Below are 25,175 nucleotides of genomic sequence, written 5' to 3'. Positions count from 1 at the left end.
TGGTCTGGATGTCGGGGTCAGCGCGCTGCGGCGACGGCGTCGAGTGCCCGGCCGAAGCGGTCGGCGAACTCGTCGAGTTCGGCGTCGCCGATGATGAGCGGCGGTGCGATGCGGATGGTCGAGTCGTTCGCGGCGTTGACGATGAGGCCGGCCCGCATCGCCGCCGCGGAGAGCTCGGTCGCGACGGGCTCGGTGAGGGCGACGCCGGCGAGGAGCCCGCGGCCGCGCATCCCCGCGACGAGCGGCGAGCCGAGGCCGAGCACGCGCTCGCGGAGCTCGGAACCGCGGCGCGCGGCGTTCTCGACGAGACCGGCGCGCTCGATCTCCGACAGGACGGCGTTCGCGACCGCGGTGGAGAGCGGATTGCCCCCGTAGGTGGAGCCGTGCTGGCCTCGCGAGAAGAGGTCGGAGGCGTGCCCGAAGGTCACGAGCCCGCCGATCGGGATGCCGCCGCCCATGCCCTTGGCGACCGTGATCGCGTCGGGCAGGATCCCGGCGTGCTGGAAGGCGAACCACTCGCCGGTGCGGCCGGCGCCGGTCTGCACCTCGTCGATGATGAGGAGCGCGCCGTGTCGGCGCGTGAGCTCCCTCGCGGCCTGCAGGTAGCCCTCGGGCAGCTCGAGCACCCCGGCCTCGCCCTTGATGGGTTCGAGGATCAGCGCCGCGACGGAATCGTCGAGTTCGGCCTCGAGCGCCTCGATCGTCGAGGGGATGTGGGTGACCCCGCCGGGGAGCGGTTCGAACGCGTCGCGCATGGCGGGCTTGCCGGTCAGCGCGAGCGACCCCATGGTCCGGCCGTGGAACGCGTCCACGAGCGCGAGCACGCGCGTGCGCGCGCCTCCGGAGTTGTTGAGGCGGGCCAGCTTGAACGCGGCCTCGTTCGCCTCCGCGCCGGAGTTGCCGAACCACACGCGGCCCGTCTCCCCCGCACCGGACAGTCGCGTGAGCCGGTCGGCGAGCGCGAGCGCCGGCTCGGTCGCGAAGTAGTTCGACACGTGCGCGAGCTTCGCCGCCTGCTGCGAGACGGCCTCGACGAAGACGGGGTGCCCGTGCCCGAGGGAGTTCACGGCGATGCCGGCGAGGAAGTCGAGGTACCAGGTGCCCGCGTCGTCCTGCACCCAGGCGCCCTCGCCGCGCTCGAGCTTGGCGAGGGGCGTTCCGAGCGTCTTCATCATGCGGCGCGAGTAGTGCTCGCGCCAGTCGTGCGCGTCCGTCACGAGGCCACCCCCGCGGCATCCGTCGCACCCCGGACCACCTCGGTGCCGATGCCCTGCTGCGTGAAGATCTCGAGCAGGATCGAGTGCGGGACGCGGCCGTCGATGATCGCGGCCTTGGGCACGCCGCCGGCGACCGCCTCGAGGCACGCGGTCATCTTCGGGATCATCCCCGACTCGAGCGACGGCAGCAGCGCCTCGAGCTCCGCGACGTCGATCTCGGAGACGAGCGAGTCGCGGTTCGGCCAGTCGCGGTACAGCCCCGCGACGTCGGTCAGGATGACGAGCTTCGCCGCGCCCAGCGCGACCGCGAGCGACGCGGCGGCCGAGTCGGCGTTCACGTTGAGCGACTGGCCGGGCTGGTCGAGATCGGGCGCGATCGACGACACGACCGGGATGCGGCCGGCATCGACCTGCGCGTGCACGCCCTCCGGGTCGACCTCGACGACGTCGCCGACGAGTCCGAGGTCGACCTCGACGCCGTCGACGACCGCACCGCGACGGCGGCCGCGGAACAGGCCCGCGTCCTCCCCCGAGAGGCCGGCCGCGAGCGGGCCGTGCTCGTTGATGAGGCTGACGAGCTCGCGGTTCACCTGGCCCGACAGCACCATCCGGACCACGTCCATCGTCTCGGGGGTCGTCACGCGGTAGCCGCCGCGGAACTCGCTCGGGATGCCGAGGCGGTCGAGCATCGACGAGATCTGCGGTCCGCCGCCGTGCACGACCACCGGACGGATGCCGGCGTAGCGCAGGTACACCATGTCCTCCGCGAACGCGCGCTGCAGCTCGGGGCTCACCATGGCGTTGCCGCCGAACTTCACGACGATCGTCTCGCCGTGGAATCGCTTCAACCACGGCAGAGCCTCGATGAGGGTCTCGGCCTTGCGCGCGGCGGTCGCCGCGTCACCGCGCACGTCGCCGGCCGCGGCCGTATCGGACGCGTCCGGGTCTGACGTCATCTGCTCCTCGCTCATGCTCAACTCGAGTACGCGCTGTTCTCGTGCACGTAGTCGTGCGTGAGGTCGCTGGTCCAGATCGTGGCGGATGCCTCGCCCGCGTGCAGCTCGATGAGCACGCTCGTCGCGCGCGGGGCGAGGTCCACGTCGTCGCGCGGGCGATCGGGCCGGCCGGCGTGGCAGACGCGGACGCCGTTCATCGTGACGTCGACGAGGTAGGGATCGAACGGCGCCGACGTGGTGCCGATCGCCGCGAGCACGCGGCCCCAGTTCGGGTCATTGCCGAAGATCGCGGCCTTGAAGAGGTTGTTCCGGGCGACCGAGCGCCCCACCTCGACCGCGTCGTCCTCGGTGACGGCGCCGCGGACCTCGATCGCGATGTCATGGCTCGCGCCCTCGGCGTCGGCCTGGAGCTGCAGGGCGAGATCGCGGCACGCGGTCGTCAGCGCCTCGGTGAACGTCTCGGGGTCGGGCTCGACGCCCGAGGCGCCGGACGCGAGCAGCGTGACCTGGTCGTTCGTCGACATGCAGCCGTCGGAGTCGAGCCGGTCGAAGGTCACGCGCGTCGCGCGCCGGAGCGCCGCGTCGAGGCCGGCCGAGTCGATGACCGCGTCGGTGGTGAGCACCACGAGCATGGTCGCGAGGCCCGGCGCGAGCATGCCCGCACCCTTCGCCATGCCGCCGATGCGCCATCCGTCGACGACGACCTCGACCGTCTTCGGCGTCGAGTCGGTCGTCATGATCGCGCGCGCCGCATCGGCGCCGGCGGCCTCGTCGCCGGCGAGGCGGTTCGTCGCGGAGAGGACGCCCTCCTCGAGCACCTCGCCGTCGAGCTGTTCGCCGATGAGCCCGGTCGAGCACACCAGCACGTCGCCGGCCGAGACGCCGAGCGCGGATGCCGCAGCCTCCGCCGTGCGGTGCGTGACCTGGAAGCCCTCGGGCCCCGTGAAGCAGTTCGCACCCCCGGAGTTCAGCACGATCGCGGCGACCGTGCCGTCCTGGACGACCTGCTCGGACCAGAGGATCGGGTTCGCCTTCGCCCGATTCGAGGTGAAGACGGCGGCACCCGCCTGCAGCGGGCCGCGATTGACGACGAGGGCGAGGTCGAGGGCGCCCGAGCGCTTGATGCCGGCCGCGATGCCGGCGGCGTCGAATCCCTGGGGTGCGGTCACGCTCACGGTGCGACTCCGTTCACGGGAAGTCCGGTCGCCTCGGCGAGGCCGAGCGCGATGTTGGCGGATTGGATGGCGGCGCCGGCCGTGCCCTTCACGAGGTTGTCAACCGCGGTCACGACGACCACGCGGCCGGCCGCCTCATCGACCGCGAGGCCGATGAGGGCCGTGTTCGCGCCGAGCACGTCGGCCGTCCGCGGGAACTGCCCCTCGGGCAGGACCTGCACGAACGGCTCCGCCGCGTACGCGTCCTCCCAGGCCGCCCGGACCTCCGAGGCACGCGTTCCCGGGACGACCCGCGCGGTCGAGGTCGCGAGGATGCCACGCGACATCGGGACGATCACGGGAGTGAACGAGATGCTCGGCGCAGCCGCACCGGCCCAGCGCAGTGCCTGCTGGATCTCGGGGATGTGGCGATGCGTGCCGCCGACGGCATACGGGTTCGCGGAGCCGAGGATCTCCGACCCCAGGAGGTGCGCCTTCAGCGCGCGCCCCGCCCCCGACGGTCCGACGGCGAGCACCGAGACGAGGTCGGCGTCCTCGATGACGCCGGCCCGGATGCCCGGGGCGAGCGAGAGGGCGACCGTCGAGGCGTTGCAGCCCGGTGCGGCGACGCGCCGGGTGCGCGCGAGCCTGGTGCGCTGCGTGCCCGACAGCCGGGGCAGTTCGGGCACGCCGTACTCCCACGCGCCGTGGAACTCCCCGCCGTAGAACGCCGCCCAGTCGCCGGCGTCCTCGAGCCGGTGATCGGCGCCGCAGTCGATCACGAGGGTCTCGGCGGGCAGCTGGGCCGCGATCGCACCCGACGCGCCGTGCGGGAGGGCGAGGAAGACGACGTCGTGGCCGGAGAGGGTCTCGGCCGAGGTCTCCTTCAGGGTGAGGTGCGTGTAGCTTCGCAGGTGCGGCTGGACCGCGGTGAGCGGCTGGCCGGCGTTCGAGTGCGCGGTCACGGTCCGCACGTCGAACTCGGGATGGTCGGCGAGGAGGCGCAGCAGCTCCCCGCCCGCATAGCCGGACGCGCCGGAGACGGCGACGGTAAACGTCATGGAATCCACCTTATGGGCTGAACGATCGGGGATGACGGCTCCGGCGACGCCCAGGGCGGCAGGCTCAGGCCGCCGCGGGAGTCGCCTGGATTCGGCGCTCGCCCCGGCGTCGGCCGCGCAGCACGACGGCACGCGCGACGCGTGCGGTCTCGGCGGGCCGGGGGGTGGACATGCAGCGACCCTAGCCGGACGCACAGGCGAGGTGCAAACCGGTGACCCCGTGCGGGTGGCCCGGCCGCGTCCGGCACGGCGGGCGCCGGCCGCCGGTCAGAGGTCGTCGCCGCGCGTGCGCACCCAGGCCCGGTCGACGAGCGACTCGAGGACGCCGAGGTCGATCGTCGAGAGGCGGCCGACCCACAGGCATCCGGCGCCGACCCTGACCTTGCCCAGCCGATCGATGAGCTCGTCGGCGCCGGGGGTCTGCAGGCCGTAGAGCGAGACCGACGCCTTCCGCGGCGAGAACCCGACGACGGGCATGTCGCCCTCGCGGCCCGAGTCGTACCGGTAGTGGTGCAGCCCGTAGCCGACGATCGACGGGCCCCACATGACGGCGTCGGTGTCGGTCACGCGATCGAAGAGCTCGCGGAGCACCAGCCCGTCATCGCGGCGCCCGGCGGGTTCGACCGCATCGAGGAACTCCGACACGGATTCGCCGGTCGGCACCGTCTTCGCTTCGGCCATGCTCCACCGTACCGCCGCGCGGGCGGCGCGGCGAGGACCGGATGCGCGGGTCGATGCCCGGATGCGATGCGCAGCACCGCCCGACGCGCGAGGGCGCCCGCGCCGGTGACCGGCGGGGCGCCCTCGCGACGTCCGATTCGACGGATGCCGCTACTCGCGGATCGCCGCCCCGGTCCGCTCCGCCGCGAGCGCGGCTCCCGCGAGCTTGGCGTCGCTCGCCTCGGCCGCGGTGAGCGTGCGGTCCCCGGCGCGGAAGCGCAGCGCGAACGTCAGGCTCTTCGACCCCTCGGGCAGCCCCTGCCCGCGGTAGTCGTCGACGAGCTGGAGCTGCTCGAGGAGCTCCCCAGCACCCTCGCGCACGGCTGCTGCGACGCGGGCGGCGGGCACGTCGGCTCGGACGACCAGCGACAGGTCCTGCGTGGCCGCGGGAAGCGTGCCGATGGGCCGCGCCTCGACCGAGTCGCTCGCCAGCGCGATGATCGCGTCGAGGTCGACCTCGGCGACGGCGACCACGCGAGGCAGGTCGGCCTCGGCGGTGAGCGTCGGGTGCAGTTCGCCCGCGTAGCCGACGAGCTGCCCGCCGACGCGGACCTCGGCGGTCCGACCGGGGTGCATCGCCTGGTGCGCGCCCTGCGCGAACTCGACCTCCGCGCCCGCGGCGTGCGCGATGCGGCGGACCGCGTCGAGCGCGTCGGCGATGCCGGCGGGCTCGGCGGCCCGGCCCGGCTGCTTCGGCAGGAGGTCGCCCGTGAGCAGGACCCCAACGTGGCGGGGCTGCGCCGGGATGCCGTCGTTCAGCTCCTCGAGCACCGCGTCGGACGGGCGCTCCCAGCCGACGGGAAGCTCTGCCGCGCCGTACGCGCGGCCCGCCTCGGGCAGGAACACGAGGCCGAGCTCGTACACGTCGAGGTCGGTGGATCCGCGCGACAGGTTGCGACGCGCCACTCCGACGAGTCCCGGGATGAGCGAGCGGCGGAGGAAGGGCACGGTGGCGTCGAGCGCGTTCGCGAGCCGGACGCTCGCGACCGGCGAGCCGTCGGTCGAGCCGTAGAGGGCGTTCTCGGCCTCGGTCACGAAGGGGAACGCGAGCACCTCGGTCCCACCGGCGGCGGCCAGCGCGTCGGCGACGCCGCGGCGCACGCGCTGCGCCCGGGTGAGCCCGCGACCGGGCGGGGCGACGGGCAGCACCGACGGGATGCGGTCGTAGCCGAGCAGTCGCGCCACCTCCTCCGCGAGGTCGACGTTCGCGGTGAGGTCGGGACGCCACGACGGCGGGACCACGTCGAAGCCGCCCTCGACGCGGGCGACCGCGCCGCCGATCTCGGCGAGTGCGTCGTGCACCTCGTCGGCGGTGTACTCGACGCCGATGAGTCCCGTGACGAACCCGTCGGGCAGGTGGATCGCCTCGCGCGCGGGCGCCTCGTGGATGAGCGAGCCTCGCTCGTCGGCGACGCCGCCCGCGAGGTCGACGAGCAGCTGCGCGACGCGAGCGGCCGCCGCTCCCGCCACGGCGGGGTCGACGCCGCGCTCGAAGCGCTTGGACGCCTCGCTCGGGAGCTTGTGCCGGCGCGCGGTGCGGGCGATCGAGACGGGGTCGAAGTTCGCGGCCTCGATCAGCACGTTCGTCGTCGCATCCCCGATCTCGGTGGACGCGCCGCCCATGACGCCCGCGAGTCCGATCGCGCCCCGGTCGTCGGTGATCAGCAGGTCCTCGGCATGGAGGGTGCGCACCTTGCCGTCGAGCGTCTCGAGCGTCTCACCGGGCGCGGCGCGGCGCACGACGATGCCGCCCTGCAGCGCGTCGAGGTCGTAGCCGTGGATCGGCTGGCCGAGTTCGAGCATCACGTAGTTGGTGATGTCGACCGGAAGCGAGAGCGAGCGGATGCCGGCGAGCTTCAGTCGGGCGACCATCCAGGCCGGCGTGGGCCGGGTCGGGTCGACGCCGCGCACGATCCGCGTCGCGAACACGCTCGCGCCGACGCGGCCGCGGATCGGCGCCTCGTCCCGGACCTCGACGGGGAAGGCGTCGGCCGATGCCGTCGCGGCCGGCACCTGCGCGGCCGGGTCGCGGTACACCGCACCCGTCGCGTGGGCGTACTCGCGCGCCACGCCGCGGATCGAGAACGCGTACCCGCGGTCGGGCGTGACGTTGATCTCGACGGCGGCGTCGTCGAGGCCGAGGAGGGCGATCGCGTCGGTGCCGGCCGGTGCGTCGACGCCGAGCGTCGAGAGGCGCAGGATGCCGTCGTGGTCCTCGCCGAGCCCCAGCTCCTTGGCCGAGGCAATCATGCCGTCGGACACGTGGCCGTAGGTCTTGCGCGCCGCGATCGGGAACGGGCCGGGCAGCACCGACCCGGGAAGGGTCACCACGACCTTGTCGCCGACGAAGAAGTTCCGTGCGCCGCACACGATGCCGTGCACCGCGTCGCCGCCGTCGGCGGCCTGCTCGCCCTCGGGCGCGACGCGCACCTGGCACCAGCGGATGGTCTTGCCGTTGGTCTGCGGCTCCTCGACGAACTCGAGGACCTCGCCGACGACGATCGGGCCCTGGAGGTCGAACGTGTGCACGTCCTCCTCCTCGAGCCCGACGCGCACGAGGGCGGCGTGCACGTCGTCGAGGGACGTGCCGGGCGGGAGATCGACGTACTCGGCGAGCCAGCTGAGAGGCACTCGCATGTCCTAGACCACCATTCCGAACTGCTGGGAGAAGCGGATGTCGCCCTCGGCCATGTCGCGCATGTCCTGCACGTCGTTGCGGAGCATGAGCCCGCGCTCGATGCCCATGCCGAAGGCGAAGCCCGTGTGGACCTCGGGGTCGATGCCCGCGGCGCGGAGCACGTTGGGGTGCACCATGCCGCAGCCGCCCCACTCGATCCAGCGCGGCCCGTCCTTGAAGGTCGGGTGCCAGAAGTCCAGCTCGGCCGACGGCTCCGTGAACGGGAAGAAGCTCGGGCGCAGGCGCACCTTCGCCTCGTCGCCGAAGATCGACTTCACGAAGTGGTCGAGCGTGCCGCGGAGGTGGGCCATGGTCAGGCCCTTGTCGACCGCGAGGCCCTCGAACTGCATGAAGACGGGGAGGTGCGTCGCGTCGAACTCGTCGGTGCGGTACACGCGGCCGGGTGCGAGCACGTAGATCGGCACCTCGCGTTCGAGCATCGAGCGCACCTGCACGGGGCTCGTGTGCGTGCGGAGCACGAGGTGCGCCTCCGGCGGGTCGACGAAGAAGGTGTCCTGCATCGCGCGCGCCGGGTGGTCGGCGTCGAAGTTGAGGGCGTCGAAGTTGAACCACTCGCTCTCGACCTCGGGGCCCTCCGCGATCTCCCAGCCCATGCCCGTGAAGACGTCGCACACGCGGTCCTGCAGCAGTGCGAGCGGATGCCGGGCGCCGGCCGTGAACCGGGACGGCAGCGCCGTGACGTCCACCGCCTCGGCGGCGAGCTGCGCCTCGGCCTCGGCGGCGACGATCTCCGCCTCGCGGGCGGCGAACGCCTGGTTCACCCGGCCGCGGGCGGAGCCGACGAGCTTGCCGAGGGCGGCCTTCTGGTCGTTCGGGACGGAGCGCAGCGAGGCGTTCAACCGCGCGAGCGTCGACTTCTCGCCGGTGTGCTCGCTGCGGACGGCCTTCAGCGCGGCGGAGTCGCCGGCTGCGTCGATCGCGGCGAGGGCCGCGTCGACCGCGGCCGTGACGGCCGGTTCGGTGATCTGGAGGGGCTCGGACACGAGAGTCGAGTCTAGTCGGGGCGCGTGGCCCCCTGCGTCGACTAGATCGAGCCCCGGCCCGTCTGGCGCCTCTCCGCGTTGGCCTTGGCGATCCCCTTCAGGAGCTCCTCGTTCTCCTCGTCGGGGTTCGGCGTGGGGCTCCCGGTCTTGCTCGCCGTGCGACGGGACACCCAGCGCGCGACCCACGACAGGGACAGGTTCATGATCAGGTACAGCACGAGCGCGACGATGTAGAACGAGAACAGGTAGTAATTGCCGTAGAACGTCGCGAGCTGGTTCATGGTCACGCGCAGCAGCTCGACGTAGCCGACGATGTATCCGAGCGACGTGTCCTTCAGCAGCACGACGAGCTGGGCGATGATGATCGGCAGCATCTGACGGAACGCCTGCGGGAACTCGACGAGGATCTTCGACTGCATCGGGCGCATGCCGAGGCTGAGTCCGGCTTCGCGTTGGCCGCGCGGCAACGATGCCAGGCCGGCGCGCAGCGCCTCGCCGATCAGCACGCCGTTGTAGAGCGAGAGTGCTGCGACGACCGCCCAGAACGTGCCCGTGCTCAGGACCAGCAGGATGAACAGCATCATGAGCAGCACCGGCATGCCGCGGATGAACTCGAGGACCACGGCCGTGGGGATCCGGATCCACGCCGTCTGCGCGCTGCGCAGCAACGAGAAGATGGTCCCGAGGATGAGCGCGAATGCCGACGCCGTCAGGGCGGCGCTGAGCGTACCCCACACGCCGACGGTGAAGATGCGCTCCCAGACGACCGGGTTGGTGAAGGGCTCCCAGCGCGACGGATCGAAGTAGCCGGGAAGGTTCCCCTTCGGCGCCGCGAGCGTCACCACGATCCACCCGAGTCCGGCGAGGATCAGGACCGCGCCGATGATGGAGCTGATCCGGGAGCGACGACGGGCGACGGGGCCCGGGGCGTCGAAGAGGACACTGGATCCGGTCATCGCTGCACCACCCAACGGCGTTCGAGGCGTGCTGCGAGGAGCCCCAGCGGCACGGTGATGAGCAGGTAGAAGGTGGCGACGCCGAGGAGGATCGGGATGACCGCGTCACCGCGGTCGTTCGCGAGGATCCGGCCGGTCGCGAAGAGGTCGACGACGAAGAACGCACCCGCGACCGAGGTGTTCTTCGTGAGTGCGATGAACACGTTGATGAGCGGCGGCACCGTCATCCGGAAGGCCTGCGGCAGGACGATGAGCCCGACGGTCTGGGCGAACCCGAAGCCCACGCTGCGGGCCGCCTCGGCCTGCCCGACCGGCACGCCGTTGATGCCCGATCGAAGGGCCTCGGCGATGAACGGCGACGTGTACACCGACAGGCCGATGAACGCGGCCGTGACGAAGTCCAACCTCGATCCGAGGATCGGCAGGACGATCGCGGTGAAGAACAGGACGAGCGTGAGCGGGGTGTTGCGCACCAGCTCGGTGTAGCCCGTCGAGAACCACCGCAGCGACGCCACCGGCGAGATGCGCATGGCCGCCACGAGCGTGCCGATGACGAGCGCGGCGAGTCCCGACACCACGAGGAGCAGCACCGTGGTGCCGAAGCCCTCGAGGTAGAGCGGGAGGTTTTCGATGACCGCGTCCACGCGCTTCCTTCCTGTGGTCTGAGGTCGACGTGCCGAACCGGGAGGTCCGGACGCCGTGCGGCGCCCGGACCTCCTCGGGGATCAGTACCGGTCGACGGCCGGCGGCTCGCGGAACTCGAGCACCGTGCCCGCGGTCGCGTCCCAGGCGGCCTCGTACGAGCCGTCCTCGTAGGACTGCTCGAGCACGTCGTTGATGAACGACCGGAAGTCGTCATCGCCGAGCATGACGCCGATGCCGTAGGGCTCCTCGGTGAACGGCTCGCCGACGACCTTGAACTCGCCGGGGTTCTGGTCGACCAGGCCCGCGAGGATCACGTTGTCGGTCGACACGGCGACGACCTGGCCGCTGCGCAGCGGCTCGAGGCAGTTGCTGTACGTGTCGGTCTCGAACACCTCGGCGCCGAGGTCGCGCAGGTTGGCGGCCGGCGTGGAACCGCTCACCGAGCAGACCGGCTGGCCGACGAGGTCGTCCTCGCTCGTGATGTCCTCGTTGTCGGCGAGGACGAGGATGGACTGGCCGGCCTCGAAGTAGGGTCCGGCGAAGTCGACGACCTGCTTGCGATCGTCGTTGATCGTGTACGTCGCGACGACGAAGTCGACCTCGCCGTTCTCGATGAACGGCTCGCGGTTGGCCGAGACGGTCTCGACCCACTCGATGTCCTCCGGTGCGATGCCGAGCTCCGCGGCGATGATCTTCGCGATCTCGACGTCGAACCCGACGGGCACGCCGTCCGGTCCGACGAGGCCGAAGAGCGGCTGGTCGAACTTGGTGCCGACCGTGACCGTGCCCGCCTCGGCGAGCGCCGCCATGGTCGTCCCCTCCGCGAACTCCGGGGCCTCCTCCACCGTGGGCTCATCGGCGGCATCGTCTCCGCCGCCGGCGCAGCCGGCGAGCAGGAGTGCGGTCGCGGCAGCCGCCGCGACGAGTGCGATTCTGCTGCGTCTCATGTCGTGCCTCATCTCTCGTGGTTCGTTCGGGTTTCTCCGCCGCTCGTGGCAGCAGAGGTCTAGTGCTCGAGGATCTTCGAGAGGAAGTCCTTCGCGCGATCGGTCTTGGGGTGGTCGAAGAACTCCGCGGGCGTCGCCTCCTCGACGATCTTCCCGTCGGACATGAAGAGCACGCGATCGGCCGCCTTGCGCGCGAAGCCCATCTCGTGGGTGACGACGATCATGGTCATGCCCTGCTCGGCGAGGCTCACCATCACGTCGAGCACCTCGTTGATCATCTCGGGGTCGAGCGCGCTCGTCGGCTCGTCGAGGAGGATGAGCTTCGGGTTCATCGCGAGCGAGCGGGCGATCGCCACGCGCTGCTGCTGGCCGCCCGAGAGCTGCGCCGGCATCTTCTTCGCCTGGTTCGCGACGCCGACGCGCTCGAGCAGCTCCATCGCCTTGGCGTCGGCCTCCTTGCGCGGGATGCGGCGCACCTTGATGGGAGCGAGCGTGACGTTCTCGAGCACCGTCTTGTGGGCGAACAGGTTGAACGACTGGAAGACCATGCCCACGTCGGCGCGCAGCTTCGCGAGCCCCGCGCCCTCCTCCGGGAGCTTCTGGCCGTCGATCGTGATGGTGCCCGAGTCGATGGTCTCGAGTCGGTTGATGGCGCGGCACAGGGTCGACTTGCCCGAGCCCGACGGGCCGATGACGACGACGACCTCGCCGCGATTCACGACGGTGTTGATGTCGTTCAGGACGTGCAGCTCGCCGAAGTGCTTCTCGACCTTGTCGATCACGACGAGCGGCTCGCCGCGACGGACCGAGATGTTCGACGTTCGAGGAGCGGTGTCGGCGGCCATACCCCTCAAACTAGGGCCCGGGGGTGCCCGGCGGCCACCGCCAGAGCGGGGGGTTTACCGTTCCGTTACCTCAGCTGCGCTGCGCGAACGCGCTCTCGTACAGGCAGACGGATGCCGCGGTCGCGAGGTTCATCGATTCGGCGTGCCCGTAGATCGGCACCGTGACCACCCGGTCCGCGAGGGGCAGCACCTCGTCGGGCAGGCCTCGGGCCTCGTTGCCGAAGAGCCAGGCCGTCGGCTGAGCGAGGAGGCCGTCGCGACGGGCCTCGAGCAGGTCCTCGCCCTTGACGTCGGCAGCCAGGATCGTGAGGCCCGCCTCGCGGGCGCGGGCGACCACGTCCTCGAGCTCGGCCCCGACCGCGACGGGCAGGTGGAAGATCGATCCCGTCGACGAGCGCACGACCTTCGGGTTGTAGAGGTCGACCGCGCGCCCGGTGAAGACGACCGCGTCGGCGCCGGCCGCGTCGGCGGCGCGGACGATCGTGCCCGCATTGCCGGGGTCGCGCACCTCCTCGAGGATCGCGACGAGCTTCGGCTTCGCCGCGAACACGTCCTTCACGGCGGTCGGGAACTGGTGGCAGACCGCCACGAAGCCCTGCGGCGTGACCGTGTCGGCCATCGCGTCCAGGACCTCCTCCGTGACGTACTCGACGTCGACGCCCGCGTCGATGGCCGTGTCGCCGATGTCGGCGTAGCGTTCGAGCGCGGTCGGCGTCGCGTAGAGCTCGACGACGAGCTGCGGCCGGAACGTCAGGGCCTCGGCGACGGCCTGCGGCCCCTCCAGGAGGAACATGCCCGTCTCGACGCGCGCGGGCTTCTTCGCGAGCTTCGCGACGGCCCGCACCCTGGGCGACCTCGGGTTCTCCAGCACGGGTCAAGCCTAGCGACGGATGCCGCGGCGCCGCCGCTCCCCCGCCGTGCAGCGGCATCCGCCCCGTCCCGTGCCGTCGCCCGCCCCGCCCCTGCGCGTGCACCGCCCGGAGACGACGAACGGCCCGGCACCGCGAGGGTGCCGGGCCGTTCGGGCCGAAGCAGCGATCAGGCCGCGTTCTTCGGAGCGTTCACGTCGCTCGGGAGCGCCTTCTTGGCGGCCTCGACGAGGCCCGCGAAGGTCGCCGGCTCGTTGACCGCGAGGTCGGCGAGGATGCGACGGTCGACCTCGATGCCGGCGAGGCCGAGCCCCTGGATGAGGCGGTTGTACGTGATGCCGTTCTGGCGCGCAGCGGCGTTGATCCGCTGGATCCAGAGGCGACGGAAGTCGCCCTTCTTCTTGCGGCGGTCGTTGTACGAGTAGACGAGCGAGTGGGTGACCTGCTCCTTCGCCTTGCGGTAGAGGCGCGACCGCTGCCCGCGGTAGCCCTCGGCGCGCTCGAGGATGACCCGACGCTTCTTGTGCGCGTTGACTGCGCGCTTGACTCTTGCCATGACTGTGTCTCTTCCTTACCGGGTCTGGTCGCTCAGCGACCGAGCAGCTTCTTGATGACCTTGGTGTCGGGCGCCGAGGCGACCTTGTCCTGGTTCAGGCGGCGGGTGCGCACCGAGGACTTGCCCTCGAGGTTGTGGCGCATACCGGCCTGCTGCTTCTTGATCTTGCCGCTGCCGGTGACCTTGAAGCGCTTCTTGGACCCGGAGTGGGTCTTCTGCTTCGGCATCTCTCGTCTCTCTCCTTGGTTCTGCCGCCACCGAGGTGGCGGACGTGTGTGCTGGCCTAGGCCTCGTCGGCCGCGGCCGTCTGCGGCCCGTCGCCCGCGGGATCCGCCGCCGGGCGCTGCTTCGCCGCAGCACGCTGTGCATTCGCCTCGGCCTTGGCCTCGGACTTGTTCTTGAGGGGCGCGATGACCATGACCATGTTGCGACCGTCGATCGTCGGGTTGTGCTCGACGGTGCCGTACTCGGCGACGTCTTCCGCGAAGCGCTGCAGCAGGCGGACGCCCATCTCGGGACGCGACTGCTCGCGACCGCGGAAGAGGATCATGGCCTTGACCTTGTCGCCGGACTTCAGGAAGCCGACGGCGCGCTTCATCTTGGTCTCGTAGTCGTGCTTGTCGATCTTGAGGCGGAACCGAACCTCCTTGAGGATCGTGTTCGCCTGGTTGCGCCGGGCTTCCTTCGCCTTCTGCGCAGCCTCGTACTTGTACTTGCCGTAGTCCATGATCTTGACGACCGGCGGACGGGAGTTCGGCGCGACCTCGACGAGATCGAGGTCGGCCTCCTGCGCGAGCCGCAGTGCCACCTCGATCTTCACGACGCCGACCTGCTCTCCGCCGGGGCCCACAAGGCGGACCTCGGGAACGCGGATACGGTCATTGGTACGCGGATCGCTGATGCGAGTCTCCTCTACTCGAACGTGTGTTCCAGCCCTTCGGGAGACGGATGCCGCCCGAAGACGAGAGCGGAAATCCACGCGATGACGCCCCGCGGATTCTCACCGCGGGCTCATGCGGCACCCTTGCTCCTCCCCCGCCGGAACGGGGAAGGGGAGTGCGAACGACCCGGTAACCTTGATGAAGCGGTATGCGCGGGTGGGAGTCTCTCCACTTTCGTACCGGGGACTGGCCCCGGAGCCCGCAGTAGTCTAGCAGAGGAATCCCCGGTGAGCGACACTTCGCCCGAGTCCACACGTGCGCCCGAGCACGACCAGCCCGAGAACGGTGCCCAGGCCGATGCCGCTCAGGGCGCTCCCGACACCGAGCAGGCCGTCGCCGACGCGACGCGCGACATCGCCGAGGTCCCGGCGGTCGAAGTGATCACGACCGCGGCCGTGCACCTCATGAGCGCCGCGGCCGTCAAGGTCGGCCTCGCCGACGACCCCGCGTCGCAGACCGACCTCGACGAGGCGCGCAAGCTCATCAACGCCCTGGCGGGCCTGATCACCGCCGGAGCACCGGAGATCAGCGACATGCACGCGCGGTCGCTGCGCGACGGCCTCCGCTCCCTGCAGCTCGCGTTCCGCGAGGCGTCGACGATCCCCGACGAGCTCGGCAAGGGCCCCGGCGAGAAGTGGACCGGGCCGGTCTCCTAGTCGTGGCTCGCCCGGCCGCGCCGGCAGCCGCTCACGGCTGGCAGTGCGGGCACCAGTACGTCTCGCGCAGTTCGACGTCGTTGCGCCCGAATCGCCCGTACGCGATGCGCGTGCCGCAGCGGCGGCACGGCTCGCCCGCGCGGCCGTAGACCCAGAGCCGCCGACCGGGTCGGGTATCGCCCGTCGTCGTCCGCTCCGAGCGGTCGCGGTTGGCATGGATGACGCGACGCGCGAGGTCGATCGCCGGCACGAGGTCGACCTCGCCGATCGGCCGCTCCGGTCGGATGCCGCGGAGGAAGCACACCTCGTTGACGAGCACGTTGCCGAGCCCCGCGAGGTTCCGCTGGTCGGCGAGCGCGACGACCGCCGGCACCCCGGGCTCGGCGGCCAGGCGTCGCGTCGCCTCCGCAGCGTCCCAGTCGGGACCGAGCAGGTCGGGTCCGAGGTGGCCGAGCCGATCGGCCTCCTCGGCGGCGGGGAAGACCTCCACCAGCCCGAGGTCGAAGCCGATCGCCGTGGCATCCGCCGTCTCGACGATCGCCCGGGCGCGATGCGCCGGGCTCGGCCAGCGCTGACCGGTCCGGAGCACGCGCCACTCCCCCTCCATCTTGAGGTGGGTGTGCAGCACCACGCCGCCGATGCGCATGAGCAGGTGCTTGCCGCGGCTGGCGACCGAGTGGATCGTCTCGCCCGCGAGGTCGACCGTCGCGAACGCCGGCACCCGGATGTCGCTCCGGAGCACGGTGCGCCCGGCGAGCGCATCGTCGAGCCGGCGGGCCGCACGGAAGACGGTGTCGCCCTCGGGCATCAGCTCCTCGCCTCGAATCGAAGGCCCTGCGGCGTCTCGCGGAAGCCCGCACCCCGGAGGGGCGCGTCGAGCGTCGATCCGAACACGCCCGCGCCGTTCACCGTCTCGACGCGGAACCGGGCCCCGCGGGCTCGGGCGAGCGCGGCGGCGAGCGCGTCGGCACCCTGCGCGAGCACGGCCTCGTGATCGGTGAACACGAGCGCGGTGCGGCCGCCGCGCTCCAGGTAGAACGCCGGTTCGCCGTCGACGATCGCGACGACGGCGCCTGCCTTGCGGGCGGGGCGATGCGTGAGCTCGACGACCGGGTCGGGCCAGTCGAGCGCCGCGCCGAACGGGTTCGCCGGGTCGGTCGCGGCGAGCGCGAAGGCCCCGCCCTGCGGCGCCTGCCTGAGGCGGTCGACGGCCGCGCTCGTGGCGAACTGCGCTCCGCCCTGGCCGTCGACGAAGTAGCCGCGACGCACCCGCCCCGTCTCCTCGAATCCGGCGAGCGTGCGGTACGCGAGCGCAAAGCCGCCGAGGTGGTCCTCGGCGACGACCGAGCCGCGCGTCACGACCCCGTAGCGTTCGAGCAGCGTCTCGCCGAGCGCGTGCGCGCGGGGCGTCGCCGCGTCGCTCGGGACCGGGAGGACCGACCAGCGGCCCGCCGCGCGCGGCGGCGAGGATCGCGACGAACGGGCGCCCTCGGCCGCGGCGGCCGCCTGTGCGAGCACCCGACGCGAGACGGCGCGCCCCCGGATCCGCGCGCGAGGGGTCGTCGCGCGGGTCTTGTGGGCACCGCCGCCCGCGAGGAGGCCGCGAACGGGCGCGAGCGTGTCGTTCGTGACGAGGCCGGCCCACGCGAGCCGCCACAGCGCGTCGAGGACGGGGGCGTCCTCGGTGGCGCCGACGGCCTCGGCGAGCTGACGGTAGAAGTACGCGCCGCCGCCGCCGAGCGCCTCCAGGAGCTCGGTCTCGATCGCGTCGAGCGGCTGATCGACGGGCGCGGGCATGGTGAGCTTGGCCGTGTCGGCGAGGTGGAGGCTCACCCAGCCGTCGTCTCCCGCGAGGGCACCCTGGCCGACCCACAGCACCTCGCCGCTCGCCGTGAGCTCGTCGAGGAACTCCGGGCGGTAGTCGCCGACGCGCGCCGGCAGGACCAGGGACTCCCACGCCGATGCCGGGATCCTGACGCCCTCGAGCTGCTCGACCACGGCGGCGACGCCGTCGACGCCGCGCAGGCGGCCGCCGACGTGCTGCCAGTCCGGCAGGAACCGGCCGAACTCGCGCGGCGCCACCGGCTCGACCTCCTCGCGGAGCGCGGCGAGCGAACGGCGGCGGAGCCGCCGGAGCACCTCGGCGTCACACCACTCGGCACCGCTCCCGTGCGGCAGGAACGCGCCCTCGACGAGCCGGCGCTCCCCCGCGAGCCGGGCGAGCGCGGTGTGCGCAACGGCGCTGCCGATGCCGAAGCGCTCGGCCACGGCGGCCGTCGTGAACGGACCGTGCGTGCGGGCGAATCGGCTGACCAGGTCGCCCAGCGGGTCGCGGACGGCCTCGCCGAACGCGTCGGGCAGGCCGGGCGGGATCGGCACGCCGAGCGCATCCCGGAGGCGGCTGAGGTCCTCCACGGCCGCGACCCACTCGGTGCCGGCGAACCGCACGCGGGCGGCGCGCCGTGCGGCGACGAGCGCGATGACGGATGCCGCGGCATCCGTCGCCTCGTCGACCCGCTCGCCGACCTCGGCCGGCGTGAGCGGCCCGAGTTCGCGCAGCAGGTCGGCGACGCCCTCCTCGCCGCGGGCCAGGCGGTCCGGATGGCGCCGCTGCAGCATCCGCTCGGTCTCGTCGACGACGGCGGGGTCGAGCAGCTCGCGCAGCTCGACCGTGCCGAGCAGCTCCGCCAGCAGGCCCGGGTCGAGGGACAGCGCGGCGGCGCGGCGCTCGGCCAGCGGGGCGTCGCCCTCGTACATGAACGCGCCCACGTAGCCGAAGAGCAGGCTCGCCGCGAACGGGCTGGCGGTCTCGGTCGCGACATCCACGAACCGGACCCGTCGCCCCCTGATGCGCTCGGCGAGCGCCGTGAGGGCGGGCAGGTCGTAGACGTCCTGGAGGCACTCGCGGACGGCCTCGAGCACGATCGGGAAGTCGGGGTAGTCGCGTGCGACCTCGAGCAGCTGGGAGGCCTTCTGCCGCTGCTGCCAGAGCGGCGAGCGGCGCCCCGGGTTCTGCCGCGGCAGGAGCAGGGCGCGCGCGGCGCATTCGCGGAAGCGGGAGGCGAAGAGCGCCGAGTCGCCGACGCGCTCGGTCGCGAGCTGCGCGAGCTCGTCCGGGTCGAACTCGAACAGCTCGCTCCCTGGCGGTTCGTCGGCCGCGTCCGGGATGCGCAGCACGATCCCGTCATCGCTCGCGACGGCGTGCGCCTCGACGCCGAGGCGCTCCTGGACGCGTGCGTCGACCGCAAGCGCCCACGGGGCGTGCACGCGCATGCCGTACGGCGAGTGCAGCACGATCCGCCAGTCGCCGAGCTCGTCGCGGAAGCGCTCGACGACGAGGTGCTCGGCGTCGGGCACGATGCGCGTCGCCTCGCGCTGGTCGGCGATGAAGCGCACGAGGTTCGCACCAGCGCGGGCGTCGAGGCCCGCGGCCGCGGTGCGGGCGAGCGCGGCGGGCTCGTCGGCGGCGGCAAGCTCGCCGATGAACGCGCCGATCGCGGCCCCGAGCTCGGCGGGGCGTCCGATGCCGTCGCCCTTCCAGAACGGCAGGCGACCCGGTTCCCCGAATGCCGGCGAGACGAGCACGCGGTCGTGCGTGATCTCCTGGATGCGCCAGCTCGTCGCGCCCAGCGCGAACACGTCGCCGACGCGCGACTCGTAGACCATCTCCTCGTCGAGCTCGCCGACGCGCCGACCGGGGCCGGCGTCGCCGATCATGAACACGCCGAACAGTCCGCGGTCGGGGATGGTCCCGCCGCTCGTGACCGCCAGCCGCTGCGCGCCGCGCCTGCCCGTGATCGTGCCGGCGTCGCGATCCCACACGATCCGCGGGCGCAGCTCGCCGAACCGGTCCGACGGGTACCGGCCCGCGAGCAGGTCGAGCGTCGCGTCGAACGCCGAGCGCGGGAGCGAGCCGAACGGCGCCGCGCGCCGGACGACGTCGAACCAGTGCTCGACCTCCCACTCGTCGATCGCGGACGCCGCGACGGTCTGCTGTGCGAGCACGTCGAGCGGGTTCGCCGGGATCCGCATGGGCTCGATCGCACCGTCGACCATGCGCTCGGCGACCACGGCGGAGTGGAGCAGGTCGGCGCGGTGCTTCGGGAACAGCACGCCCTTCGACACCTCGCCCACCTGGTGGCCGGCGCGGCCGATGCGCTGCAGGCCGCTCGCGACCGACGGCGGCGACTCGACCTGCATGACGAGGTCGACCGCACCCATGTCGATCCCGAGCTCCAGGCTCGAGGTCGCGACGACGCACTTCAGTCGTCCGGCCTTGAGGTCGGCCTCGACGAGCGCGCGCTCCTCCTTGCTCACCGAACCGTGGTGCGAGCGGGCGATGATCGGCGCGGCGCCGCCGGTGATGCCCGACGCGCCGGGCAGTTCGGCGGGCGGGCGGCGACCCGCGCCCGCCGGCGGGGCGATGCGCGCGGCGACGGATGCCTCGAGCGGGGCCTCCACGGCGGCGCCCACGACCGCGACCTCCCCGGCGCGCACGTCGGTGCGACCCTCGGCGCCGTCCCCGGTGACGGCATCGGCATCGGCGCCCTCGTCGGGCGCCGTCCGCTCGACCCACAGTTCGTTGAGCCGGGCGGTCAGCCGCTCGGCGAGCCGCCGGGAGTTCGCGAACACGATGGTCGAGCGATGCGCCAGCACCTCGTCGAGGATGGCCTCCTCGACGTGCGGCCACACCGATCCGCCGGCCTCGCCGGAGAGGTCGCCGAGGTCGTCGACCGGCACCGTCACGCGGAGGTCGAACCGCTTGCCCGACGGCGGCGCGACGATCGAGACCGGCCGGGTGCCGGCGAGGAACCGGGCGACCTCCTCGTGGGGGCGCACGGTCGCGGACAGGCCGACGCGCTGGACGGGACGCGGGACCAGTTCGTCGAGCCGCTCGAGCGAGAGCGCGAGGTGCGCGCCCCGCTTGGTGCCCGCGAGCGCGTGGATCTCGTCGACGATGACCGTCTCGACGCCCGCGAGCGTCTCGCGCGCCTGCGAGGTGAGCATCAGGAAGAGCGACTCAGGCGTGGTGATGAGGATGTCGGGCGGCCGCTTCACGAGCGCACGCCGGTCGGTCGGCGACGTGTCGCCCGAGCGGACGCCGACCGTGACCTCGGGCACGTCGACGCCGAGGGTCGCGGCCGTGCGGGCGATGCCGACGAGCGGGGCCCGGAGGTTCCGCTCGACGTCGACGCCGAGCGCCTTGAGCGGCGAGAGGTAGAGCACGCGCGTCGTGCGCGGCGCAACCTCGGGCACCTCGCCCGTCGCCGCGTCGAAGGTGAGACCCTCGTGGTGCAGCCGGTCGATCGCGGACAGGAACGCCGCGAGCGTCTTGCCGGAACCGGTGGGCGCGACGACGAGCGCGTGCTCGCCCCCGGAGATCGCGCGCCACGCCGCCTCCTGCACGGGCGTCGGCTCGTGGAAGGACTCGGTGAACCAGGCCCGCGTCGCGGGCGCGAAGGAGTCGAGCGCCCCGGTCATCCCTCCATTCAAGCGGATGCCACCGACACCGTCGCCGATCCGGTCGCGGTCAGCGATCCGCCGCCCGCAGTTCGCCCAGCACGCGCCCGACCGCCGCGACCGTGCGTCGCGCCTGCGTGGCATCCGTGCCCCAGTTGCTCACCGAGAAGCGCACGACCGCACGGTCGCGCCAGCGCGAGGTCATCGCGAGCACCTCGCCGTCGTCCCAGAGCGCGGCGCTCAGCGCCTCGGTGGTCGCGTCGTCCTCGAGCGCGATGCAGACCTGGGTGAACACCACCTCGTTCAGCACCTGCACGCCGGGCAGTTCGGCCAACCCGTCCGCGATGATCCCTGCCGACCCGGCGAGCCGGTCGATGAGCTCCGCAACCCCGTCGCGGCCGAGGTGCCGCAGCACCGCCCAGGTCGGGATGCCCCGCGCCCGACGCGACAGCTCGGCCACCTTCTCGTGCGGATCGGCGCCGATGTCGGCGGCCTGGAGGTAGCTCGCGTGCATGCTGAGCGCGTGCCGCATGGCCGCCGGGTCGCGCACCATCGCGATGCCGCAGTCGTACGGCACGCTCAGCGTCTTGTGCGCGTCGGTCGACCACGAGTCCGCATCGGCGAGCCCGACCGTGAGGTGCCGGTAACGCGGGGACGCCGCTGCCCACAGCCCGAACGCGCCGTCGACGTGCACCCACGCGCCCTCCTCGTGCGCGACCCGGCACGCCTCGGCGAACGGGTCGAAGGCACCCGAATGGATGTTGCCGGCCTGCAGCGCCACGATCGCCGGGCCCTCGCCGCGCGCCAGCTCGTCGGCGAGCGCGTCGGCCCTGATACGACCCTGGTCGTCGCACGCGACCGCCGCGGGCGAGCCGAGCCCGAGGTATCGCGCCGCGAGGTCCATCGTTCCGTGTCGTTCGGCCCCCGCGATCCAACGGATGCGCGGGGCACCGCCGAGCCCCTGCTCCTCGACGTCCCAGCCCACCCGGCGGAGGACCTCGTCGCGCGCCGCCGCGAGGCACGCGAACTGCGCGGCGGTCGCACCCGTCGCGAAGCCCACGTCGCTGCCGGTCGGGAGGCCGAGCAGGTCGAGGACCCACGCGGCGGCGATCCCCTCGGCAGCGATCGTCCCCGGTGAGATGATCCTGAGGGCGGCGTTCTGGTCCCACGCCGACACCAGCCAGTCCGCCGCGAGCGCGACCGGCTGCGTCCCGCCGATCACCCACCCGAAGAACCGCGGCGACCCGGTGGCGATCAGGCCGGGCCCCGCGCCCTCGGCCAGCCGGTCGATGACGGCATCGGCCGGTTCGCCGTGCTCCGGCAGGTCCCGGCCGAGCGCGTCCATCACCTCCTCGATGCCCGCACGCGGCGGAATCGGACGCTCGGGAAGCGTGCCGAGCCACTCCCCCGCGTGCCGGTGGGCGAGATCCAGCAGGTCGGCGTCGAGTGGTCGCAGATCGGGAGCCGGGGTCGTTCGTGACGGAGCGTCGGACATCGTTTCACCTGGACTTCCACGCGTCGTCGCGCAGTCCCGATCCTGCCCCCCTCGCGCGGGCGCGGTCAACGTCCGGCACCGCAGGGGCGAGGTCCTCGACCCGGTCGGCCGGCGGTCAGGCCTCGGGCGCTGACGCTTCCGGATCGCCCGCGACGAGCTTCACCGCGAGCGAGTCCACCCCGGTCGCGATCGCGTCGTCGGCGGCCCAGCGTCGTGCGAGTCGCGCGGTCGTGGCGTCGAGTTCGGTCCGCGTGAGGCCCGAGACGAGACGCAGCCGCACGACGAGCTCGGGGCCTCGCAGCCGCGCATCGGGGTCGCCCGCGACGAGGTCGACGCCGAGCACGGCGAGCTCGCCCCCGATCGAGCGCTCGAAGGCCTCCCGGACCGCCGCCGACTCGACGGGCGGATGCCACGGCTGCTGCTGCGCGACCGCCCAGACCGCGGGGCGGCGCAGCACGAACTCGGTCTGCGAGCCGGGGTCGAGGACGACGAGCTCGGTGCCGTCGTCGGCCGCAGCGAGCGCGACGCGCACGCCGTCGGCGGGCACCGGCCGCGCGACCGGGTTCCACGCGGTCATCGCCTCGACGGAACCGAACACGGGGAGCACGCGTCGCCCGTCCGGCCCCTCGACCGTGACGATCGAGAGCTCCTGGCTCTTGTCCACGGCGTGGCCGTGCGCGCCGACCTCGGTCCCGCCGTCGCCGAGCTCGGCGAGCAGCGGGATGAGCAGGCGCGACGCACCGAACGCCGCGACGACCTCGGCCTGCCCGCCGTCACCTGTCCGGAAGCGCGCGAGGGCAGCGCCGAGCGCCTCGGGCATCCGGCCGTCGTCGGCCGCGTGCGGGTTGGACTCGAACGACCGGCCCGCCCACGGGCGCCCGGCGGAGTCGGCCGAGGGATCAGTGGGAAGCGACATCCAGCGCCTCGGGCAGCGTGAACGCGCCCGCGTAGAGGGCCTTGCCGATGATGGTGCCCTCGAGTCCCTGCGGGACGAGCTGGCGCAGCGCCGCGATGTCGTCGAGGCTCGAGACCCCGCCCGACGCGATGACGGGGCGGCGGGTGCGCTCCATGATCTGCCGCAGCAGGTCGACGTTCGGACCCTGCAGCGTGCCGTCCTTCGTCACGTCCGTCACGACGTACCGGGCTGCGCCGGCGTCCTCGAGGCGGTCCATGACCTGCCAGAGGTCGCCGCCGTCCTTCGTCCAACCGCGCGCGGCGAGGGTCGTGCCGCGGACGTCGAGGCCGATCGCGATCGCCTCGCCGTACTGCGCGATGACGGATGCCGCCCACTCCGGGTTCTCGAGGGCCGCCGTGCCGAGGTTGATGCGCTTCGCGCCGATCTCGAGGGCGTTCTCGAGCGACCGGTCGTCGCGGATCCCGCCGGAGAGCTCGACGTTCACGCCGCGCACCTGGCGGATGACCTTCTTCAGGATCCCGGCGTTCGACCCACGGCCGAATGCGGCGTCGAGGTCGACCAGGTGGATCCACTCGGCCCCCTGGTCGGCCCAGTCGGCGGCCGCGTCGACGGGGTCGCCGTAGTTCGTCTCGGTCCCTGCCTCGCCCTGGGTCAGGCGGACCGCCTTGCCCCCCGCCACGTCGACTGCCGGAAGCAGCACCAGGCGGGGGGTCTTGCTGAACTCACTCATCACTGTCCTCGGATCGGATGCCGCCGAAGATGCGGCCTCGGCACAGTCACAGCATCCTAGTCCGCACCGGAACGCCGTGACGCATCGAAGGTCTCGGGAGGTCGCGTCGGGCCTCAGCCGAGCGACCGGATCCAGTTCGAGAGCAGGCGGATGCCGGCATCCGACGACTTCTCGGGGTGGAACTGGGTCGCCGACAGCGGGCCGTTCTCGACCGCGGCGAGGAAGCGCCCGCCGTGCTCGGACCAGGTCAGCTTCGGCTGCGGGAACGGCGGGATGACGTCGAGGCTCCACGTCTGCGCTCCGTACGAGTGCACGAAGTAGAAGCGCTCGTCCTCGAGTCCCTCGAACAGCACGGACCCCGCATCGGGCTGCACGGTGTTCCAGCCCATGTGCGGCAGCACCTCGCTCGGCAGTTCGGTGACGGCGCCCGGCCACTCGCCGAGGCCCTCGGTGTCGACGCCGCGCTCGACGCCGTGCTCGAACATGACCTGCATGCCGACGCAGATGCCGAGCACGGGGCGCCCGCCCGCGAGGCGGCGGTCGATGAGCTCGTCTCCCCGCACCGAGCGCAGGCCCTCCATGACGGCCGCGAAGGCGCCGACGCCGGGGACGACGAGCCCGTCCGCCTCCATGACGGAGCGGCGATCGGCGGTGAGCTCGACCTCGGCGCCGGCGCGCTCGAGCGCCTTGACCGCCGAGTGGACGTTGCCCGATCCGTAGTCGAGGACGGCGACGCGCCGAGCGGCGCTCACAGGGCACCCTTCGTGGACGGGATGCCGGTGACGAGCGGGTCCCACGCCTTCGCCTGGCGGAACGCGCGCGCGAACGCCTTGAACTCCGCCTCCGCGATGTGGTGGGGGTCGCGGCCGCCGAGCACGTTGACGTGCACCGTGAGCCCCGCGTTGAAGGTGATCGCCTCGAACAAGTGACGGACCATCGAACCCGTGAAGTGCCCGCCGATGAGGTGGAACTCGAAGCCGGCGGGCTCGCCCGCGTGCACGAGGTACGGCCGGCCGGAGATGTCGACGACGGCCTGCGCGAGCGCCTCGTCGAGCGGCACGAGCGCGTCGCCGTACCGGGAGATGCCGCGCTTGTCGCCGAGCGCCTGCCGGATCGCCGTGCCGAGCACGATCCCGACGTCTTCGACGGTGTGGTGCACGTCGATCTCGATGTCGCCCTTCGCGCGCACGGTGAGGTCGGTGAGCGAGTGCTTCGCGAACGCGGTGAGCAGGTGGTCGTAGAACGGCACGCTCGTCTCGATGTCGCTCGTGCCGGTCCCGTCGAGGTCGATGGAGAGGTCGATGCTCGACTCGCTGGTCTCGCGCTGCACGCGCGCGGTGCGCGCGGGGCGGTCGGTGCTCATGGGGTCA

General features: G+C 72.6%; 23 protein-coding genes. 1 reads left to right on the top strand and 22 read right to left on the bottom strand.

The features are described 5' to 3' along the window. Positions 1-17: 17 nt before the first annotated feature. From ACFVHK_RS05760 to infC, 15 genes are all read right to left on the bottom strand, one after another. Complete coding sequence (locus ACFVHK_RS05760; RefSeq protein WP_376927987.1) at positions 18-1,217, bottom strand: acetylornithine transaminase; 1,200 nt, start codon at positions 1,215-1,217, stop codon at positions 18-20. Next, positions 1,214-2,173 carry an acetylglutamate kinase gene (gene argB / locus ACFVHK_RS05755; RefSeq protein WP_376928002.1) on the bottom strand — a complete coding sequence of 320 codons (960 nt, stop codon included), beginning with the start codon at positions 2,171-2,173 and terminating at the stop codon, positions 1,214-1,216. Before argB ends, ACFVHK_RS05760 begins: the two co-directional genes overlap by 4 nt. 17 nt (positions 2,174-2,190) lie before the next feature. After that, positions 2,191-3,348 carry a bifunctional glutamate N-acetyltransferase/amino-acid acetyltransferase ArgJ gene (argJ, locus tag ACFVHK_RS05750; RefSeq protein ID WP_376927986.1) on the bottom strand — a complete coding sequence of 386 codons (1,158 nt, stop codon included), beginning with the start codon at positions 3,346-3,348 and terminating at the stop codon, positions 2,191-2,193. Next, positions 3,345-4,388, bottom strand: coding sequence for an N-acetyl-gamma-glutamyl-phosphate reductase (gene argC / locus ACFVHK_RS05745; RefSeq protein ID WP_376927985.1), 1,044 nt, complete (start codon positions 4,386-4,388; stop codon positions 3,345-3,347). Before argC ends, argJ begins: the two co-directional genes overlap by 4 nt. Positions 4,389-4,655: 267 nt before the next feature. Then, complete coding sequence (locus ACFVHK_RS05740; RefSeq protein WP_376927984.1) at positions 4,656-5,069, bottom strand: DUF1801 domain-containing protein; 414 nt, start codon at positions 5,067-5,069, stop codon at positions 4,656-4,658. Positions 5,070-5,219: 150 nt separating this feature from the next. Next, positions 5,220-7,745, bottom strand: coding sequence for a phenylalanine--tRNA ligase subunit beta (pheT, locus tag ACFVHK_RS05735; protein WP_376927983.1), 2,526 nt, complete (start codon positions 7,743-7,745; stop codon positions 5,220-5,222). A gap of 3 nt (positions 7,746-7,748) precedes the next feature. Then, a complete protein-coding gene (gene pheS, locus ACFVHK_RS05730; RefSeq protein WP_376927982.1) occupies positions 7,749-8,789 on the bottom strand; it encodes a phenylalanine--tRNA ligase subunit alpha in 1,041 nt (346 codons plus the stop codon). 41 nt (positions 8,790-8,830) lie between these two features. Next, complete coding sequence (locus ACFVHK_RS05725) at positions 8,831-9,745, bottom strand: amino acid ABC transporter permease (RefSeq protein ID WP_376927981.1); 915 nt, start codon at positions 9,743-9,745, stop codon at positions 8,831-8,833. Continuing rightward, positions 9,742-10,389: an amino acid ABC transporter permease gene (locus tag ACFVHK_RS05720; RefSeq protein ID WP_129234081.1), complete on the bottom strand. Its 648-nt coding sequence runs from the start codon at positions 10,387-10,389 to the stop codon at positions 9,742-9,744. The genes ACFVHK_RS05725 and ACFVHK_RS05720 overlap by 4 nt, the downstream gene beginning before the upstream one ends. Before the next feature lie 81 nt (positions 10,390-10,470). Continuing rightward, on the bottom strand, positions 10,471-11,337 hold the full coding sequence (locus ACFVHK_RS05715; protein ID WP_129234082.1) for a glutamate ABC transporter substrate-binding protein: 867 nt from the start codon (positions 11,335-11,337) through the stop codon (positions 10,471-10,473). A 59-nt stretch (positions 11,338-11,396) separates the two neighbouring features. Next, positions 11,397-12,182, bottom strand: a complete 786-nt coding sequence (locus ACFVHK_RS05710) for an amino acid ABC transporter ATP-binding protein (RefSeq protein WP_129234083.1) — start codon at positions 12,180-12,182, stop codon at positions 11,397-11,399. 70 nt (positions 12,183-12,252) lie between these two features. Beyond that, on the bottom strand, positions 12,253-13,053 hold the full coding sequence (locus ACFVHK_RS05705) for a TrmH family RNA methyltransferase (protein WP_376927980.1): 801 nt from the start codon (positions 13,051-13,053) through the stop codon (positions 12,253-12,255). Positions 13,054-13,220: 167 nt separating this feature from the next. After that, positions 13,221-13,607, bottom strand: a complete 387-nt coding sequence (gene rplT, locus ACFVHK_RS05700; protein WP_129234085.1) for a 50S ribosomal protein L20 — start codon at positions 13,605-13,607, stop codon at positions 13,221-13,223. Positions 13,608-13,639: 32 nt separating this feature from the next. Then, positions 13,640-13,834: a 50S ribosomal protein L35 gene (gene rpmI / locus ACFVHK_RS05695; RefSeq protein ID WP_067949205.1), complete on the bottom strand. Its 195-nt coding sequence runs from the start codon at positions 13,832-13,834 to the stop codon at positions 13,640-13,642. A 56-nt stretch (positions 13,835-13,890) separates the two neighbouring features. Continuing rightward, on the bottom strand, positions 13,891-14,508 hold the full coding sequence (infC, locus tag ACFVHK_RS05690; RefSeq protein WP_376928001.1) for a translation initiation factor IF-3: 618 nt from the start codon (positions 14,506-14,508) through the stop codon (positions 13,891-13,893). A gap of 267 nt (positions 14,509-14,775) precedes the next feature. On the opposite strand from infC, the gene ACFVHK_RS05685 reads away from it, so the two are divergent. Beyond that, positions 14,776-15,204 carry a DUF1844 domain-containing protein gene (locus ACFVHK_RS05685; RefSeq protein ID WP_376927979.1) on the top strand — a complete coding sequence of 143 codons (429 nt, stop codon included), beginning with the start codon at positions 14,776-14,778 and terminating at the stop codon, positions 15,202-15,204. A gap of 31 nt (positions 15,205-15,235) precedes the next feature. On the opposite strand, the gene ACFVHK_RS05680 is transcribed toward ACFVHK_RS05685, so the two are convergent. From ACFVHK_RS05680 to hisB, 7 genes are all read right to left on the bottom strand, one after another. Further along, entirely contained in the window at positions 15,236-16,012 is a 777-nt protein-coding gene (locus ACFVHK_RS05680; protein ID WP_376927978.1) for a DNA-formamidopyrimidine glycosylase family protein, read from the bottom strand. Continuing rightward, positions 16,012-20,685, bottom strand: coding sequence for an Lhr family ATP-dependent helicase (locus tag ACFVHK_RS05675; protein WP_376927977.1), 4,674 nt, complete (start codon positions 20,683-20,685; stop codon positions 16,012-16,014). Before ACFVHK_RS05675 ends, ACFVHK_RS05680 begins: the two co-directional genes overlap by 1 nt. A gap of 49 nt (positions 20,686-20,734) precedes the next feature. Next, positions 20,735-22,159, bottom strand: coding sequence for a pyridoxal phosphate-dependent decarboxylase family protein (locus tag ACFVHK_RS05670; RefSeq protein ID WP_376927976.1), 1,425 nt, complete (start codon positions 22,157-22,159; stop codon positions 20,735-20,737). 115 nt (positions 22,160-22,274) lie between these two features. After that, on the bottom strand, positions 22,275-23,075 hold the full coding sequence (locus tag ACFVHK_RS05665; RefSeq protein WP_376927975.1) for an SseB family protein: 801 nt from the start codon (positions 23,073-23,075) through the stop codon (positions 22,275-22,277). Next, on the bottom strand, positions 23,059-23,805 hold the full coding sequence (gene priA, locus ACFVHK_RS05660) for a bifunctional 1-(5-phosphoribosyl)-5-((5-phosphoribosylamino)methylideneamino)imidazole-4-carboxamide isomerase/phosphoribosylanthranilate isomerase PriA (protein ID WP_353816713.1): 747 nt from the start codon (positions 23,803-23,805) through the stop codon (positions 23,059-23,061). Before priA ends, ACFVHK_RS05665 begins: the two co-directional genes overlap by 17 nt. Positions 23,806-23,918: 113 nt before the next feature. Further along, the gene (hisH, locus tag ACFVHK_RS05655) at positions 23,919-24,557 is read right to left on the bottom strand and encodes an imidazole glycerol phosphate synthase subunit HisH (RefSeq protein WP_376927974.1); all 639 of its coding nucleotides are present in this window, start codon (positions 24,555-24,557) and stop codon (positions 23,919-23,921) included. Beyond that, positions 24,554-25,168, bottom strand: a complete 615-nt coding sequence (gene hisB, locus ACFVHK_RS05650) for an imidazoleglycerol-phosphate dehydratase HisB (RefSeq protein ID WP_376927973.1) — start codon at positions 25,166-25,168, stop codon at positions 24,554-24,556. The genes hisH and hisB overlap by 4 nt, the downstream gene beginning before the upstream one ends. Between the last annotated feature and the right edge of the window lie 7 nt (positions 25,169-25,175).

The organism is Agromyces binzhouensis, assembly GCF_042672355.1.
Lineage (GTDB): Bacteria > Actinomycetota > Actinomycetes > Actinomycetales > Microbacteriaceae > Agromyces > Agromyces binzhouensis.
This window is presented reverse-complemented; position numbering and strand designations above follow the sequence as displayed.